Origin of the sequence: Aldersonia sp. NBC_00410 (genome assembly GCF_026342035.1) — a bacterium.
GTDB lineage: Bacteria > Actinomycetota > Actinomycetes > Mycobacteriales > Mycobacteriaceae > Aldersonia.
On sequence record NZ_JAPENM010000005.1, the window covers coordinates 134,183 to 150,003 of the forward strand.

General features: G+C 64.2%; 16 protein-coding genes. 11 read left to right on the top strand and 5 right to left on the bottom strand.

Annotated features, from left to right (window positions below):
* Window position 1: 1 nt before the first annotated feature.
* The 3 genes from OG921_RS13340 to OG921_RS13350 are packed head-to-tail and all read right to left on the bottom strand — an operon-like array spanning window position 2 to window position 1,716.
* A complete protein-coding gene (locus tag OG921_RS13340; RefSeq protein ID WP_266112947.1) occupies window positions 2–289 on the bottom strand; it encodes an MmoB/DmpM family protein in 288 nt (95 codons plus the stop codon).
* Window positions 286–1,302, bottom strand: a complete 1,017-nt coding sequence (locus OG921_RS13345) for a phenol 2-monooxygenase (protein WP_266112948.1) — start codon at window positions 1,300–1,302, stop codon at window positions 286–288. Before OG921_RS13345 ends, OG921_RS13340 begins: the two co-directional genes overlap by 4 nt.
* A gap of 9 nt (window positions 1,303–1,311) precedes the next feature.
* Window positions 1,312–1,716: a hypothetical protein gene (locus OG921_RS13350; protein ID WP_266112949.1), complete on the bottom strand. Its 405-nt coding sequence runs from the start codon at window positions 1,714–1,716 to the stop codon at window positions 1,312–1,314.
* Between the two features lie 187 nt (window positions 1,717–1,903).
* Between OG921_RS13350 and OG921_RS13355 the strand changes: the two genes are divergently transcribed.
* The 3 genes from OG921_RS13355 to OG921_RS13365 all read left to right on the top strand — a co-directional run bounded on the left by OG921_RS13355 (window position 1,904) and on the right by OG921_RS13365 (window position 4,233).
* A complete protein-coding gene (locus OG921_RS13355; protein WP_266112950.1) occupies window positions 1,904–2,854 on the top strand; it encodes an AraC family transcriptional regulator in 951 nt (316 codons plus the stop codon).
* Between the two features lie 24 nt (window positions 2,855–2,878).
* Complete coding sequence (locus OG921_RS13360) at window positions 2,879–3,694, top strand: thioesterase family protein (RefSeq protein ID WP_266112951.1); 816 nt, start codon at window positions 2,879–2,881, stop codon at window positions 3,692–3,694.
* A 110-nt stretch (window positions 3,695–3,804) separates the two neighbouring features.
* Entirely contained in the window at window positions 3,805–4,233 is a 429-nt protein-coding gene (locus OG921_RS13365; RefSeq protein WP_266112952.1) for a nitroreductase/quinone reductase family protein, read from the top strand.
* A 12-nt stretch (window positions 4,234–4,245) separates the two neighbouring features.
* Here OG921_RS13365 and OG921_RS13370 read toward each other — a convergent pair whose 3' ends face one another.
* Entirely contained in the window at window positions 4,246–5,163 is a 918-nt protein-coding gene (locus OG921_RS13370; protein ID WP_266112953.1) for an alpha/beta fold hydrolase, read from the bottom strand.
* Between the two features lie 345 nt (window positions 5,164–5,508).
* On the opposite strand from OG921_RS13370, the gene OG921_RS13375 reads away from it, so the two are divergent.
* The 8 genes from OG921_RS13375 (at window position 5,509) to OG921_RS13410 (ending at window position 15,193) form a co-directional block, all read left to right on the top strand.
* Complete coding sequence (locus OG921_RS13375; protein ID WP_266112954.1) at window positions 5,509–6,801, top strand: LLM class flavin-dependent oxidoreductase; 1,293 nt, start codon at window positions 5,509–5,511, stop codon at window positions 6,799–6,801.
* Window positions 6,802–6,886: 85 nt separating this feature from the next.
* Window positions 6,887–8,491, top strand: a complete 1,605-nt coding sequence (locus OG921_RS13380; protein WP_266112955.1) for an ABC transporter substrate-binding protein — start codon at window positions 6,887–6,889, stop codon at window positions 8,489–8,491.
* A gap of 21 nt (window positions 8,492–8,512) precedes the next feature.
* Entirely contained in the window at window positions 8,513–9,481 is a 969-nt protein-coding gene (locus tag OG921_RS13385) for an ABC transporter permease (RefSeq protein ID WP_266112956.1), read from the top strand.
* Between the two features lie 59 nt (window positions 9,482–9,540).
* Entirely contained in the window at window positions 9,541–10,353 is an 813-nt protein-coding gene (locus OG921_RS13390) for an ABC transporter permease (RefSeq protein ID WP_323182789.1), read from the top strand.
* An 11-nt stretch (window positions 10,354–10,364) separates the two neighbouring features.
* Entirely contained in the window at window positions 10,365–12,008 is a 1,644-nt protein-coding gene (locus OG921_RS13395) for an ABC transporter ATP-binding protein (RefSeq protein WP_266112958.1), read from the top strand.
* A 44-nt stretch (window positions 12,009–12,052) separates the two neighbouring features.
* Complete coding sequence (locus tag OG921_RS13400; protein WP_266112959.1) at window positions 12,053–13,417, top strand: NtaA/DmoA family FMN-dependent monooxygenase; 1,365 nt, start codon at window positions 12,053–12,055, stop codon at window positions 13,415–13,417.
* Between the two features lie 67 nt (window positions 13,418–13,484).
* Window positions 13,485–13,847, top strand: coding sequence for a PadR family transcriptional regulator (locus OG921_RS13405; protein ID WP_266112960.1), 363 nt, complete (start codon window positions 13,485–13,487; stop codon window positions 13,845–13,847).
* Window positions 13,847–15,193 (top strand): permease prefix domain 1-containing protein, encoded by a 1,347-nt coding sequence (locus OG921_RS13410; RefSeq protein ID WP_266112961.1) that lies wholly within the window; start codon window positions 13,847–13,849, stop codon window positions 15,191–15,193. The genes OG921_RS13405 and OG921_RS13410 overlap by 1 nt, the downstream gene beginning before the upstream one ends.
* Window positions 15,194–15,224: 31 nt before the next feature.
* Here the strand turns inward: OG921_RS13410 and OG921_RS13415 are convergent, their stop codons facing one another.
* Window positions 15,225–15,683, bottom strand: coding sequence for an SRPBCC family protein (locus OG921_RS13415; RefSeq protein WP_266112962.1), 459 nt, complete (start codon window positions 15,681–15,683; stop codon window positions 15,225–15,227).
* Window positions 15,684–15,821 lie beyond the last annotated feature (138 nt).

Genomic DNA, 15,821 nt, shown 5'->3' on the forward strand with positions numbered 1-15,821 from the left:
GTCAGTGCTCCCACTTCACGATGATCTGGTCGTCGTCCCACTCGGAGAAGTTGCCGGCGTAGGACACGATGGCCAGTTGGAATTCGCCGGTTTCCCATTCCCGGCCGAGCTTGTCTTCGACGGTCTCCCGGTTGATCACGATGTGCCCGGGGGACTGCAGCTTGACCAGTCCGGGCAGGTGACGCACCGTCATGTCCGGATTGTCGGAGCGGATCGCCTCGATCAGCGCCCGGTTCTCCTCGGACTCCTGCAGGTCGATGCCGACAAGTCGGGTGGTCTCGGTACTCATGCCTGTGCTCCCAAAATTGTTTTCCACGTGTCGGTTTCGGCGGCGTCGAGGTCGGCCAGGAGCGTGGTCGCACCTGCCTCGGGAAGCTGCTCGTCGACGAATGCCGCGATCGGCGCGACGGCATCGAGCGCCGCCGGGCGCCAGCGATCCCGCACGTCGGCCAGCACCGCGACGTTGTCTGGCGCGGTCTCCGGATCCGTAGTCCACGACTTCAGCAGCGCGTCGATCCATTTGCGTTGATCGGCGAACCAGGCAGTGAAGTGCTGGGCGACAAGGCTGTAGGCGCCGCCGCCGGTGAGCAGCGCGGTGTCGTCGAGACCGCGGTAGAGCAGCGGGTAGATCAGCCTGTCGGTGATGTCGAGTGCGATCAGGCCCTGTGCCCAGTCGTCGACCACCATGATGTGCTCGATCAGCGAGCGCAGCGGCTGCAGGTGCGCCGCCGCCATCCACTCGGTCTTGGCGGTAGCGAGCGCTTCCGCGGTGCCATCGCCGAGCGTCAGTCCGATCCGGGAGATCATCTGCGCGTTGCCGATCCGGTCGAACGCCGCGAAGCTGGCACACTGGGCGATCGAGGTGCCGAATGCGAACCGGGAGCCCGCAACGCTGATCAACTGGCCGCCGGATTCGTAGTGGCGCAGTGGGATCACCGCGGAGCCGACGATGTTTTGCCAGGCCTGCGGCATCCTGACCATCAGGTCGCGGCTTTCCACATAGCCGAGCGTCTTGCCGAACTCGTCGTGGTGCGCGGCCCGCGCCGTGACGTAGGGCGTGTAGTAGAACTGGCGCGGATCGAGGAACGAATACGGGTCGGTCAGCCGCAGGGCGCTGTACCGGGCGTCGTAGAGATCGCGCTCGGCATCCCAGGTCGGGCGGTAGTGGAAGATGTCGCGCGGCTCGATGTCGAGGGTGCCCTCGAGGTAGCGGCTGGCGGGCTCGTCGCCGAACCGGTCGATGATGTTCTGGTAGGTGTGCCGTTTTGCTTCGATCACCTGGTAGCGAAGCTCGTACTGCATGGTGTCCTCCTAATTTCGTGTGCCGGCGGGTTCGGCGAGCAGGCTCAGCAGCAGCGCCTGCAGTTCGTCCTCGCCCGACAGTTCCCGGGTCTCGGTGCCGGGGATGCCCGGCGCGGTCAGGCCGGCGACGGCGCGGTGACCGCTGATCACGGTCGTGATGCGGGCGGCGCGATCGCGACAGCGCACGGTAAAGGTGAACTGTCCGGGGCCGGTGTCGTCGGTGAGTTCGAACATCGGTCCGCGGTCGCGCAGCACCGCGTTCGCCTCGGACACGAGTTGTTCGGCGAGTGATCGGACGATCACCTGGACATCGGCCGCGGCCGCAACGGTCCGCGACCGGCTTGGTTCGGTGGTGGGGGCGACGGCGGGCGCGCCGTCGAGTTTGGCTTGTACGGCCAGCATGAAGGGCGTCATGCGGGGCTCCTCTGGTGCACGTCGGAAGCGCTTTCGGGACTGTGTGACGTAGAACATAGGAGGGCCGGGACGTCCCGGCGATCCGCTGAACGCGGCCGCGATCCGGATTGCGCGACCGATCACGGTTGCCAATCGCAGTGGTGCGGCTCACACTGTCGGCGGGTGCGACGGGTTGGAGGATGTGCGGATGCCGAGCGGCTCTCGGGAAGCCCCCGAGCGCGAGGAGCGGGACTGGGAAGCGGCCGAACACGCTGTGTCCGACGCGTACTTTCCGCACGTACTGCGTCCGATCGAGGCGGGCACGAGCCCAAGCCTGAACGTTCGCGCGACCCAGCTCGGTGCGCTGCGGTTGGCACGGATCGGGTGGGGAGCCGAGGTTTCGGTGCGCACCCAACATCCCGGCGCGTATGCGGTGAACATCCCGGTAAGTGGGCACATCGAGTCGATCAGCGGTGGGCAGGAGGTCTACTCCGAGCCGGGGCAGGCCTCCGTTTTCGCACCCGATACCGACGCCGTGATCACCCGGTGGACGGAGAACTGCGAGATCGTCGGCGTGAAACTCGACCGCGACTACCTGCATCGGGAACTTGCCCGGGTCACCGGACGGCCGGATCTGCATCTGCCCGCACAGGTCGACCTGAGCACTCCGGCCGGACGGAGCTGGACGACGCTGCTCGAATCGGTGGTCGCACAAGTGCGCGCCGAGGACGCACTGCTACAGAATCCGCTCGTCGCCGATCAGCTGGCCGGCGCGGTGACCACTGCTTTCGTTCTCGCCGTGATGCCAGGAGCGATGGAGAGCACCGCGCCGGTGCGCCCGCGCATCGTCAAACGGGTCCTCGACCGACTCCACGACGATCCGAGCCAGTCCTGGACCGCCGCCGACATGGCGGAGGTCGCCGGGGTGAGCGTGCGCCGCTTGCAAGAGGCCTTCCACGAGTACGTCGGGGTAGCGCCGCGCGAATATCTGCTCGACGTCCGCCTCGACCACATCCACGCGGACCTGGCGGCCGCCGATCCCGGGACGACAACGGTGACCGATATCGCGATGCGGTGGGGGATCACCCACACCGGCCGATTCGCGGCGGCCTACCGGCGCCGGTTCGGGGTGGCGCCGTCGGACACGCTGCGCCGCTAGGGCCCGACCGCCGAAGGACTGTGCATGCTTTCGACACCCGATACCGCGAGCTTGCCCACGTACTACTTCAAGCGGACGTCCGAGTCGACGCTGGTCGCGACCACCCATACCGGCGGTGCCTGGAATACCGACGAGCAGCACATCGCCCCCGCACTCGGGTTGGCCACCCATATCGTCGAGCAGCACCGAATGCGGCGTCACGGGGACGCGATGTCCACGGGCAGACTCTCGTTCGACATCCTCGGCACCATGCCCGTAGGCGAGATCGAGGCATCCCTGCGGGTGCTGCGGCCCGGCAACACCATCGAACTCGTCGAGGCCACCCTCGGGCATGCGGGCCGAGCGGCCCTGGTCGCCCGAGCCTGGTTGATACGCAAATATGACACCGCGCCCCTCGCGCACACCCATTTTCCAGCGCTGTCGCCGCGCGAGGAACTACCGGCCTGGGATCCGACCACGGTATGGCCGGGCGGATTCATCGCATCTGCCGAGGTCCGCCGCCACCGCGTCGACGCCGGTCGAGCCATGTTCTGGGTGCGGACACCGGTGGCCCTCGTGGCCAACGAGGACAGTACGCCGCTGGCTCGGGCGATCGGCCTGCTCGACATCGCCAATGGCATGACCGAACGCCTCGAACCCGCGGAAATCCTGTTTCCCAATCTCGATCTCACCGCCCATATGTTCGCGGAACCGGACGGCGAGTGGATCGGGTTCGACACGACCGTCAGCATTGGCGCCGACGGAATCGGCCTCACCCACAGCATCATCCACGACCACCGCGGGCCCATCGGCACCTCGTCGCAGATTCTCACGGTGCGCCCGATGGGCAAAACGCGCTGATGTCTCGACCCGTGAACCGGATCGACGCCGGCAGGTGGACGTAGCCTGGGCTGGGTTCTGCATCGCGCGATCCCGGCGCCCACGTCGCGCCGAACGGAAGGACATCGGATATGGGTGAATACGACGATTGGAACCGCAAGATAATCGACGAGTTCCGCGCGAACGAGGGCAAGGTCGGCGGAAATTTCGAAGGCGCGCCTATGGTTTTGTTGCACCATCGAGGACGCAAGACCGGCCGCGAAAACGTCACCCCGACGATGTACCTGCCCGACGAGCAGAATCCCGACACGATCTACGTCTTCGCGTCCAAGGCGGGCGCGCCGAGCAATCCCGCGTGGTACTACAACCTCACCACTGCCGGACAGGCTCAGATCGAGTGCGGGACGGAAACTTACACAGTCACCGTCGGCGAAGTGACCGGTGCCGACCGCGACCGGATCTACGCCGAGCAGGCTCGCCGCTACCCAGGCTTCGGCGAGTACGAGAAGAAGACCGCCGGCGTCCGGACGATTCCCGTACTCGCCCTGCATCGCGCGTAGCGACGCTGCCGATCATCGGCAGGGCGCATTCTGGAGACTCGAGCGCAGGTCGGTAATCGCGCGAGCGAATCCGTCGGGATCCTCCTGGGGCGCGTTGTGGCCGACGTCCAGGCAGCGGTAGTCGGTCAGGGCCGTGAAGTGGTGTTCATGCTGCTCGCGTGGCAGCGGTGGCCGCACGGTGTCGAAGTTGCCGTCCACGACGATGGTGGGCGCAGTGATCGACGGTTGCGCGTCGAGTCGGGCCTCGGTGGCTCGATAGGCGGGGTCGCCGTCCACCAGGCCGAAGCGGTGCCGGTAGGAATGCACGACGACGTCGACGAAGTCGGGATTGTCGAACGAGGAACGGGTCGCCTCGAACTCGCGGTCGTCGAACTTCCACGTCGGGGACCACTCCTGCCAGAGCTGGCGGGCATACTCGGCGCGGTATGCGCTCAGGCCCGCCTTTCCGCGATCGCCATGCAGGTAGTACTGGTACCACAGCGTTCGCTCGACAGCGGGTGGTTTCGGTGTGGTCTCCGCACTGATGTGCTGGATGTTGTAGCCGTTTGCGGTCACCAATCCGGCCACCCGCTCGGGCCACAGCGCCGAAACCACGCAAGCGGCGCGCCCGCCCCAGTCGTAGCCGGCAACGATTGGCGCATCGAGTTCGAGCGCCTCGATCAGCGCGAGCAGATCGTGGCCCAGCGCGGCCTGTTCGCCGGAGCGGAGCGTCGCAGCATTGGCGAATCGGGTGGCCCCGTAACCCCGCAGGTACGGAACGACGACATCGGCGCCTGCACCGGACAGGATCGCCGCAACCCGGTCGAAGCAGCGCGGGTCATAGGGAAACCCGTGCAGCAGCACGACCGGCCACCCGCCGGGCACACCACTGCGGCGGACGGCCACGTTCAGCACCCCGGCCCGGACCATCGACTCCGTTGCTTCGAGCATGTCGCAAGGATATCCGCGCGCAATGACGTTAGTCCAGGCAGGCGAAGGGCCACGGGTGTTGTGCCGCACCGTATCTCGACGACCTCGTCGCCATGACGCTCCGCGACCGCTGGTAGCGGGATGTGACGGGATCCGGGCCGGCGAAGAGTAGCGCGGTTGCGCAGCGTCGCCGGTGCTCCGTCGCCTCCCGGAATCGGCGCGCCATGCGGCATCCGTCGCGAGCGACCGTTTGTGGCTCCTGCACTCAGCGTGATCGGAAATATTCGCGCTGCCGGGCCGTGCCCATATTGTCGGACCCGACCCATTCGGTCATGACTGTCTCGAACGAAAGTGGCGCACAACCGTATGTCGAAGCTGATATTGAATTCGGTGATCCGCGCCATCGGATTCACGCAGGGGGCTTGGCGTCACCCATCCGCGCAACCGGATGGCGCACTCGACCTCGACTACTACCGGCGATACGCCGAGACCTCCGAGAAAGGGTTGTTCGATGGCCTGTTCATCGCGAATACCCCCGCGATCCCGGAGAACGAATGGTCGTACCTGTTCTCCCCGCTCGAGCCGGTTGCGCTGCTGTCCGCGCTGGCGCCGCTGACGTCGAAGATCGTTCTGATCGCGACGATTTCGTCGTCGTTCACCCATCCGTACAACATCGCACGACAGATCGCGACCCTCGACCACCTGAGCAAGGGGAGGGCGGGCGTCAACATTGTCACCACCGGATCCGTTGCTGCCGGTCGAAATTTCGGATTCGAGGAGCTGCCGTCCCACGCGGACCGGTATGAGCGCGCGGACGAGTACATCGATGTCCTGCAGCGGCTCTGGGACAGCTGGGCACCGGACGCCGTCGTACTGGACAAGGTCGGGGGAGTGCAGGTCCGGGCGCAGGCGGTCACTCCGATCGACCATCGCGGGAAGTACTTCTCGGTCGCGGGTCCGCTGGACACGCCACGGTCCCCGCAAGGTCGGCCGTTGCTCTACCAGTCCGGGTCATCCGAGGCAGGTAAGCGTCTCGCGGCCAAGTATGCCGACGCCGTTTACACCGTGCAGCAGGACATTGGGCATTCGCGACGTTTCCGAACGTCCCTACGCGAGCTGCAGGCCCGATTCGGGTCGACGAGACCACCGGTGAAGGTACTGCCCGGCCTGATTCCGATCGTCGGAAGCACGCGAGACGAGGCAGAGCGGCTACACGAGGAGATCAGTGACCTGAATCCGGTGGCGCGCGGAATCGAGTCGCTCGAGCAACGACTCGACGTCGACTTGAGTGGTGTCGAGATCGACGCGCCCTTCCCGGTCGAACGCCTTCCGGAACTTGCCGATGTCGAAGGCAGCGTGAGTTTCCACGAAGCGATCCGTCGGTTCGCTTCCGATCCAGATGTCACGCTGCGGCACGTACTGAGGCTGACCGATTCCGGCAACAGCCACTTGCGGTTCGTCGGTACGCCGGAGGACATCGCGGATCGGATCGAAGAATGGTTCATCAGCGGTGCGGTGGACGGGTTCAACATCAACCCCGCCATCACCCCGCGCGGTCTCGACGACTTCGTCGACCATGTCGTGCCGCTGCTGCAGAAGAAGGGCATCTACAAGCGTTCCTATGCCGAAAGCGACACCGACAGTGCCGTTCTCGTATGACGCGTAAAGCAGCCCCGGTCAACAAATTTCGTTAGTTGGTATTTGGCTCCGAAAATTCGGCAGCCATCGACACAGTGAGGGATCGATGTTTCGAGCACGAATACTGGTCGCCGGCGTCCTCGCCGCAGGAGTTCTGGCAGGTTGCTCCCAAGGCCAGCAGATTGCCGCCACAGACGGTCCGAGCGGCGATCCGCAGAAGGGCGGAACGGTCGTCTACTCCGACGTCATGTTCGTCACCGACGCGCTCAGCGGCTTTTACTCGACTGGCAACCTCCTACTGCAGGTGGTCGATCGCCTTGTCTACGTCGACCCGAGCAATGGCGCAATCACACCATGGCTGGCAGAGGAGTTCTCGCGCAACGACAATGCCACCCAGTACACCTTCAAGATTCGCGACGGCGTCACATTCAGCGACGGAACCCCACTGACCGCCGAGGTCGTGAAGGCGAACCTGGACCAGGTCGGCAAGGGCGACCAGGAGAAGAAGATTCCGGCATTCACCGATTTCGTCGGCTACGACCGCAGCGAAGTGGCCGGAAACACCGTCACGGTCTTCCTGAGCAAGCCGAACGCCAACTTCTACCGGGCACTGGCCGGCCACCGCGCGGGCATCCGCGGACTCTCGACATTGGCGCTGAATTACGAGAACCAAGCCAAGATCGAGAACGTCGTCGGCTCGGGCGCATTCGTGTACGAATCGCAGGTGCCGGATCAGAAGATCGTGCTGAAGCGCCGCGACGGTTACGCGTGGCCGCCCGCGGTGTCGCCGAACAAGGGCGCTGCGTACCTCGACAAGCTCGAAATCCGTGCCATCGGTGAACCGGGCTTGCGCGCCGGTGCGGTGCAGTCGAAGCAGGTCGACGTGGCCCGCGGGATTCAGCCGACCGACGAAGCCGGGCTGACCGCGGCGGGCAAGCAGGTAGTTCCCGTCACCGCGCCGTTGCTGACGAGCAACATCGCCGCCGTGCGGATCGGCAACGAGGAAGTGAGCGACGTCCGCGTTCGCAAAGCGCTGCAGTTGGGTATCGACCGTCAAGCGCTCGTCGACACCGTCCTGTCGGACAACTACCAGGCAGCGGATTCGGTGCTCAATCACGACGATCCAGCATTCACCGATCTCAGCAAGGAGATCGCCTACGACCCCGACGAAGCCAGGCGGCTACTCGATGAAGCCGGCTGGAAGGTCGGGTCGGATGGGATCCGCGAAAAGGACGGCAAGAAGCTCGCGCTGAGTCTCTCCGCCTCGGTGCAAAGCGTTGTCATGCGTCCGGCCGTCGAGTTCCTTGAGTCGCAATGGCGAGAACTCGGCATCAGTCTCGTCAACCTTGCTGGGGACACGACGGCGTACAACATCGCGATCTCCGATCCGACCAAGCCTCTGTTGGGCACCCGCACCGGATACAACAACGGCCTGTCGCTGTTGTTCGGTCGCGATAAGAACACGATGACGTTCGTGCCCGATAACGACTTGATCGCCCTGTCCACGGATGAACTGTCGAGCACCGACGCGGCAAAGCAGAAGGAAGTCCTCGGTCAGGTGCAGGAGCAGATTGTCGACAAGCACCTCGCCCTTGTGCTGTGGGACGAGGTGCAGGTCCACGCCGCGTCGCAGGACCTACACATCGATTTCGACACGCTTACCGAGCCACTTTTCCAGAGTGCTTGGAAGGCATCCCAGGTATCGGGCTAGCCGGAACATGAGGGACGAGTAATGCTGCGATACACGTTGACACGGATCGGCCAGTCCGTGCTTGTGCTGTGGCTCGCGTACACAGTGGTCTTCTGGGGAGTCGCCTTCCTGCCCTCCAATCCCGCAGAGATCTTCGCGGCGAAGGGCGAGGCGTACTACAACCCGGAGATTGTCGAACAGGTCAAGAGCTTCTATGGATACGACCGGCCGCTGATCGCGCAATACTTCGGCCAGCTGGGCCAATTGCTCACCGGCAACTTCGGCTTCTCGCTCTCGAGCGGGCAGACGGTGCTCGATCGGATCGGGGATGTTGTCGGTGAGACATTGAAGCTGGCACTGACCGCGACCGTGTTCGCGCTCGTCTTTTCCGTCGGGATCGTGGTGCTGTGCACGACCAGCAGATTCGCCTGGCTGCGAAAAATAGTGCAAAACATCCCGCCGCTGTTCAGCGCGGTGCCGACGTTCTGGCTGGGATTGGTGATCCTGCAGATCTTCTCGGTCCAACTGGGTCTGTTCTCGCTGTTTCCGGATGGCTCGGTGCTGTCGTTCGTCATACCGGCGCTCGTTCTCGCCGTGCCGATTTCGGCGCCCATCGCGCAGGTGCTACTCAAGAACGCCGAGAGCACGATGAAACTGCCGCATGTGAATACCGCGCGCGCCAAGGGCGGTAAGCCGTGGTGGGTGATCCGCAAGCATGTGCTCAAGAATGCGGCGGGCCCCGCGCTCACGGTGACGGCCACGACGGTCGGCGCACTGTTAGCCGGGTCCGTCATCACCGAGACCGTGTTCTCGAGGTCGGGCCTGGGCTCGGTGCTCATGGATGGTGTGGCAAACCAGGATATTTCGTTGATCCAGGGCCTCGTGCTGCTCACGACAGTCGTCATCGTCGTTATCAATCTCGTGGTCGATTTGATCTATCCGATCCTCGATCCACGGGTGACCAGGACGCAGAGCAAGGGTTTCAATACTCGGCTGGGGAGTTTCAATTGACCGAATCGACGACGCTCGCCCCGCAGGTGGAGGTACGGAAACGCGGCAGGCCCGCAGCCATCGCCGCCAAGATACGCGCACTACCGATATCGGTCCTGCTGTCGAGTGCATTGCTGTTTCTGACCGTGCTGTGGACGTTCTTCCCGGGGTTCTTCACGAACTCCGATCCGCTCAGGGGCAACCACGCCGAGAAGTTTCAGCCACCGAGTTTGTCGCACTGGTTCGGGACCGATCACCTTGGCCGCGACGTGCTGGCTCGAGTCATCTACGGCACGTCGCAGACGGTGCTGACCGCGGGACTTGCGGTCGCGGTGGGGTTGGTCGTCGGCAGCGTCATCGGCATCCTGGCCGGCGTTTCCGGACCCGTTGTCGACGCCGTCGGCATGCGCATCAGTGATGTGCTGCTGTCGTTGCCGAGCTTCCTGATCTCGATCTGGATCGTCACCGCCTATGGTTCCGGCCGTTTGTCCGTCGGAATCGGTGTCGGCATCGGCTCGATCGCGATCTTCGCCCGGGTGATTCGATCCGAGGTGCTGCGTGTGCGTTCGCTCGACTTCGTGGAGGCGTCGTTTCTCTCCGGCGCAAGCCGAAACTCGGTGATCCGCAGGCACATATTGCCGAATGCGCTTGGTGCGGTGGTTGCACTCGCGGTCATCGATCTCAGTGCCGCAATCCTTGCGATCGCCGCGTTGGGGTACCTCGGTTACAGCGCGCCCCCGCCCACGCCCGAATGGGGGCTGCTCGTGGCCGAAGGCCGGAATTACATTGCCACCGCGTGGTGGCTCACGACTCTGCCGGGCGTGGTGATCCTGTTCGTGATCATCGCACTCGGCGTGGTGAGCCGGCACTTTCTCGCGTCCAACAGAATCTGACGGAGATCGCCATGTCCGAAACATTGCTCGCCATCGAAGATCTCGTCGTGACCTACGGTGCGGGGGAAGAATCAAACGTCGCGCTGGATCGGGTGAGCCTGCGTGTGCGGGTCGGTGAGTTCACCGCGATCGTCGGCGAATCCGGGTCGGGGAAAACCACTCTGGCGAATGCCGTGTTGGGGTTGCTACCGGAGTCGGCCCAGGTGGAAGCGAATGTGCTCGCTCTGGACGGGCGCAGCACCATCGGGCTGACCGAGCGGCAGTGGAGCGACATCCGCGGTAGCATCGTCGGCCTGATTCCGCAGGATCCCGGCGCTTCACTCAACCCGGTGCGCACCATTGGTGCGCAACTCGCCGAGGTTTTCGAGCTCGCGAAGCTGAAGTTGAGCAAGAGCGAGATTCGACGTCGGAGTATCGAACTACTCGAGCAGGTCGAGATCGACAACCCCGAGCGCCGGCTGCGTCAGTACCCGTTCGAGTTGTCGGGCGGAATGCGGCAACGCGTGCTGATCGCCATCGCCTTCGGGCTGAACCCGAAACTCCTCGTAGCCGACGAGCCGACGTCGGCTCTCGATGTCACGGTGCAGAGTCAGGTCCTGCGCGTACTCGACCGTCTCGTCGAAGAACACGGGACGACCGTGCTTTTCGTGACCCACGACATCGGAGTTGCTACCGATCATGCGTCCCGGATCGTCGTGATGCGCGAGGGCCGCATTATCGAGGACGGCGACGTCGAGTCGATCGTGACCGTCCCGCAGTCGGACTACACGAAGACGCTCGTCGGGCGGATCCGTGAGGTGGCACCGACGAGGATCCCCGATGTTCGGTTCACAACGACGGATGCGACGGACGTCTCGCTCGACGACGTGATCCGGGTAGCCGACCTTGCGAAGGAGTATCGGATCGACCGGAGACACAAACACCGGGCCGTCGACGGGGTCAGCTTCGCCGTGCGCCGCGGCGAAACGCTCGCGATCGTGGGGGAATCGGGCTCGGGCAAGTCCACGATCGCCAAGATGATCATCGGATTGACCGCGCCCAGCGAGGGCGCGGTCGAGGTGCTCGGCAAAGATATCGCGGCGCTCGGGCAGCGCGAGCGACGGCGGCATTGGAAGGACATCCAGTTCGTCTATCAGAACCCGGATTCCGCGCTCGATCCCCGGTGGTCGGTACACGACATCGTGAACGAGCCGTTGGCTTCGTTCAACGTCGGCGATACGGAATTGCGGCGCAAACGTATCGCCGACGCGCTCGACAGCGTGAACCTGCCGACGACCGCATTGACCAAATACGCTGCGGAACTCTCCGGGGGACAACGGCAACGCGTCGCGATCGCCCGGGCACTCGTCGTTCGACCGGAGATCATCCTGTTCGATGAGCCGCTGTCGGCGTTGGATGTGATCACCCAGGATCAGATCGTCGCGCTGCTGATGGACCTGCAGCGTGAGCAGGCATTGACCTACCTGTTCATTTCGCATGATCTTTCCGTGGTTCGCCGGATCTCACATCGCGTTGCAGTCATGCGCGCCGGCCGCCTGGTCGAGATCGGGGAGATCGAGTCGGTCTTCGAGAATCCGACCGCGGCATATACCCGCAATCTCATCGACGCCATCCCGGGTGGTCGGTTCAAGCGGTCCGCGTTGCTGACCGCATGACCGAACGAGTCGATTCCACCGCTGCACGCCGAGTAAGGAAAGCCATGCCGCGCCCCAGACCGTCCGTGTTCTTCGTCTCCTCGGAGTTCCACTTCGCGGACCGATTTCCGCGGTGGAAGTCGGTGGAGGTGCCCACCGATGCGAGCGACCGGCATAGGGCGAAGGCGCAATTCGCTCGTGAACTCGAGGAGGTGGGGTTCGACGCCGTATTCGTCGCCGATTTCGCGGGGCTGAACCGGACCCAGATTCGGTACAGCGGGCCGCGCTCGTTCGAACCCGTGACGCTGGCGGCATTCCTGGCCGCGCACACCGAGCGAATCGGCCTGGTCATCACGCTATCGACCCAGTTCAGCGAACCGTACACGGTGGCAAGGGAACTCACCTCACTCGACCGATTGTCGGGCGGACGAGCGGGCTGGAACGTCGTGACCTCGTTCAACGGCGAGTCCAATTACGGATACGATCGCATTCCGTCGCCACAGAAGCGCTACGAACGAGCTCGCGAATTCCTCGGTGTCACGAAGGCTCTGTGGCATTCGTGGGATCCCGACGCAATCGTCGCGGATCGGGCCTCGGAGGTGTATGTCGACACCGACAGGGTCCGGGACATCAACTGGGCAGGTGCCAATTTCCGAGTCGGTCAAGCTCTGGATCTACCACCGGCCCCGCAAACGTTCCCGCTCATAGCGCAGGCCGGCGCATCGGATATCGGTATCGATTTCGCCGCCGAAGCGGCCGAGGTGGTGTTCGTGGCATGCCCCGACTTCGACTCCGGCCGCGCTTACTATCGGCAGCTCAAGGACGCTGTCGTCGACAAGGGGCGCCGCGCCGACGATCTCAAGGTCTTGCCCGGGATTCGGATCTACCTGGGTGACGACGAAACCGAAGCCAAGACGGCCTACCTCGACGAGTTGACCGCGCTCGACCTCGAGCGTGCCCGGGAAGCAATTCGCTACGAAGTACCGGGCCTCGATTTGTCCGATCTCGGACTCGACGATGCCATTCCGCTCGACCGCTTCCCGGATCGCGCCGACCTGGAGAAGCATGGCCGCCGCGTCAGTCGTGCGCTCATCTACCGAAAGTGGGTGGAGGAAGGCGATTACGCGACGTTGCGGGAGTTCCTGGTCCGGTACGCAACGTCTTTCGGGCACTTCCAGATTGTGGGCACCGCAGCGACGGCAGCGGACACGATCGAGGCGTGGATCTCCGAAGGTGCTGCGGATGGCTTCATCCTGCTCGGAGGTTCGAGCTTCGAGCGGATCCGCCGAGATCTGATTCCGCTGCTGCAGGAGCGGGGGATATTCGGTCGGCCCGATCCAGGTCGGCGCGAAACGCTGCGAGCGCGTCTCGGAACCACGACGCCGGGCCTCATCGGTTCTGCGGTCGCCTTCGAGGGCGAATTGGTATAGCGCAACCGACTCGGCTCACCGTCGATTCTGCTACCTTGCACCTAGTAGCTCTAGGTATAGAGGTTCTATGTATATCGACAAAGACCTGGTGGCCGCCTCGGCAACCCCGATGGTGCTCGGCATCCTCGCAGGCGGCGACTCCTATGGGTACGCCATTCTCAAGCGCGTCGAGGAACTGTCCGACGGGCGGATTCAGTGGACCGACGGCATGTTGTATCCGCTGCTGCATCGTCTCGAGCGGGTGGGTTACGTGTCCGCATCGTGGGGTGTCTCCGAGACTGGTCGTAGGCGAAAGCACTACGTGATCACCGACGCCGGGCGGGAGATGCTCGCGCAGCGACGGGCGCAGTGGGATGTCGTCGCGACCGCGCTGAACCAGGTGTGGCGCAGCGCCGCGTTGCCACCCGCCGCCGCGCAAGGGTGGTCGTGATGGATACGGGATTCGAGTTGGAATCGCAGATCGGCCAATGGCGCGGATATGTCGAACGGCGCGGAGTGATCGCCGCGGCCGACGCCGAGGAGATGGAAGACCATCTGCGTGAACAGATCTCGGACCTGTCGGCGGCGGGTCTGGAACCCGACGAGGCATTCTTGGTCGCGGTCAAACGGATGGGCAACGTGGACGGCATCGCGCGCGAATTCGCGCGCGAGCATTCCGACCGGTTGTGGAAGCAACTCGTGTTGCTCCCTGCGACCCCCGATGGGGTGGGCAAGCGGGCGCCGCGGGAGTTGATGTTGGTGCTGTTCCTCGCGGTGCTCGGTGGGGTTGCCATCAAAATCGGTCTGGATGTGCTGGACGAGGAGGTCTTCGCGCGCAATGTCGGCCTGTTCGTCCTCCCGTTTCTAGCCGGCTACTTCGCCTGGAAACGACGTGCCGGAGTTCGGGTGGGTGCGGCTTTGCTCGTGGCATTCGTACTCGCCGCGGTGCTGCTGAACGTCTATCCGTTCGAGGAGGGCGGGTCGACCGCAGTGATCGTCGCGATCCACGCCCCGCTCGCGCTATGGTTCGTCGTCGGCGTCGCCTACGTGGGCGGGGAGTGGCGATCCGACCGGCGCAGAATGGATTTCATCCGATTTACCGGCGAATGGATCGTCTACCTCACGCTCCTCGGCCTCGGCGGCGGTGTGCTCATCGGTCTCACTGTTGGCGTCTTCGACACCCTCGGCACGAGCGTTGAATGGTTCATCGAGGACTGGGTGGTGCCGTTCGGTGCTGTGGGTGCACTTCTCGTCGCCGCCTGGCTCGTGGAAGCGAAACAGAATGTGGTGGAAAACATCGCGCCTGTATTGACGCGCGTGTTCACACCACTGACGACAATCATGCTGCTGGTGCTACTCGCCGCGTTCGCAACGTCGGGCAGCCTCGTGGACGTCGATCGCCAGTTGTTGATCCTGATGGACGTCATCCTGATTGTCGTACTCGGGTTGCTGCTGTACGCGATATCGGCCCGCGACCCCTACCTGGCGCCCGATCTCTTCGATCGACTTCAGTTCGTGCTGGTGATCAGCGCGCTCGCCGTCGACACACTGATGCTGGTCGCGATGCTCTCGCGCATTGCGGAGTTCGGCTTCACCCCGAACAAGACCGCCGCACTCGGCATGAATCTCGTGCTGCTCGTCAACTTGACCTGGTCGGCGGTCCTGCTCTTCGGATTCGTTCGCGGCCACCGCAGATTCGGCGCCACCGAACGCTGGCAAACCACTTACCTGCCCGTCTTCGGGATCTGGGCTGCGGTCGTGGTCGCGGTGCTGCCGCCGCTCTTCGACTTCGCCTGAGCCGCAGGCAGGAAGCGTCCCGCCGATCGAGTCAGGGTGTCGTGGTCCGGGTAACCAGGTCGTGCTCCGCGACGTCGAGGACGCGTTCGAAGGTGTGCGCGAGAAGTGGTCGCGCCACCCGCCGGGTCAGAGCGGCACCGACGAATGGGATTCGTAGCTGCACGATCGTGGACCAGACGACGCGCGTGCCCCCGGCGGTCTCGGTGCAGTCGACCCGGCCCGCGCGATGCCTTGCGGGCGGAAAGCTGCGGTACACGTGGTATTCGAACGAGTACGGCGGATCGAAGTGGGTAATCCGCTCCCAGAACAGCCCGATCGCCCACACCAGGAACCGGACTGCGCCGGGACCGTAGGTCGTGCCCGCGCCGGGCGTCTGCACCCGCTCGTGCAGAACCATCGGCACACGGGTGTAATTGTGGGCGTTGCTGATCCAGTCGAAAACGTCGTTCACCGGCGCGGCAATCGTGCGCTCGACGGTGATCGTTTCCATGACAGCCCCCGTAGTTCGGTCCGCGGCGGTCGTCGCGGACGGCCTGGATCTACTACCGGCCATAGTAGACGTTGCCGGGACAAAAGGGGAGGGGATCACGAAAGCCGTTGGCAGTGGACGGAAAAGTCGAATCGGGAA

Coding starts and splice junctions, on each gene's coding strand:
- OG921_RS13340 (WP_266112947.1), bottom strand. CDS start 289: ATGAGTACCGAGACCACCCGACTTGTCGGCATCGACCTGCAGGAGTCC.
- OG921_RS13345 (WP_266112948.1), bottom strand. CDS start 1,302: ATGCAGTACGAGCTTCGCTACCAGGTGATCGAAGCAAAACGGCACACC.
- OG921_RS13350 (WP_266112949.1), bottom strand. CDS start 1,716: ATGACGCCCTTCATGCTGGCCGTACAAGCCAAACTCGACGGCGCGCCC.
- OG921_RS13355 (WP_266112950.1), top strand. CDS start 1,904: ATGCCGAGCGGCTCTCGGGAAGCCCCCGAGCGCGAGGAGCGGGACTGG.
- OG921_RS13360 (WP_266112951.1), top strand. CDS start 2,879: ATGCTTTCGACACCCGATACCGCGAGCTTGCCCACGTACTACTTCAAG.
- OG921_RS13365 (WP_266112952.1), top strand. CDS start 3,805: ATGGGTGAATACGACGATTGGAACCGCAAGATAATCGACGAGTTCCGC.
- OG921_RS13370 (WP_266112953.1), bottom strand. CDS start 5,163: ATGCTCGAAGCAACGGAGTCGATGGTCCGGGCCGGGGTGCTGAACGTG.
- OG921_RS13375 (WP_266112954.1), top strand. CDS start 5,509: ATGTCGAAGCTGATATTGAATTCGGTGATCCGCGCCATCGGATTCACG.
- OG921_RS13380 (WP_266112955.1), top strand. CDS start 6,887: ATGTTTCGAGCACGAATACTGGTCGCCGGCGTCCTCGCCGCAGGAGTT.
- OG921_RS13385 (WP_266112956.1), top strand. CDS start 8,513: ATGCTGCGATACACGTTGACACGGATCGGCCAGTCCGTGCTTGTGCTG.
- OG921_RS13395 (WP_266112958.1), top strand. CDS start 10,365: ATGTCCGAAACATTGCTCGCCATCGAAGATCTCGTCGTGACCTACGGT.
- OG921_RS13400 (WP_266112959.1), top strand. CDS start 12,053: ATGCCGCGCCCCAGACCGTCCGTGTTCTTCGTCTCCTCGGAGTTCCAC.
- OG921_RS13405 (WP_266112960.1), top strand. CDS start 13,485: ATGTATATCGACAAAGACCTGGTGGCCGCCTCGGCAACCCCGATGGTG.
- OG921_RS13410 (WP_266112961.1), top strand. CDS start 13,847: ATGGATACGGGATTCGAGTTGGAATCGCAGATCGGCCAATGGCGCGGA.
- OG921_RS13415 (WP_266112962.1), bottom strand. CDS start 15,683: ATGGAAACGATCACCGTCGAGCGCACGATTGCCGCGCCGGTGAACGAC.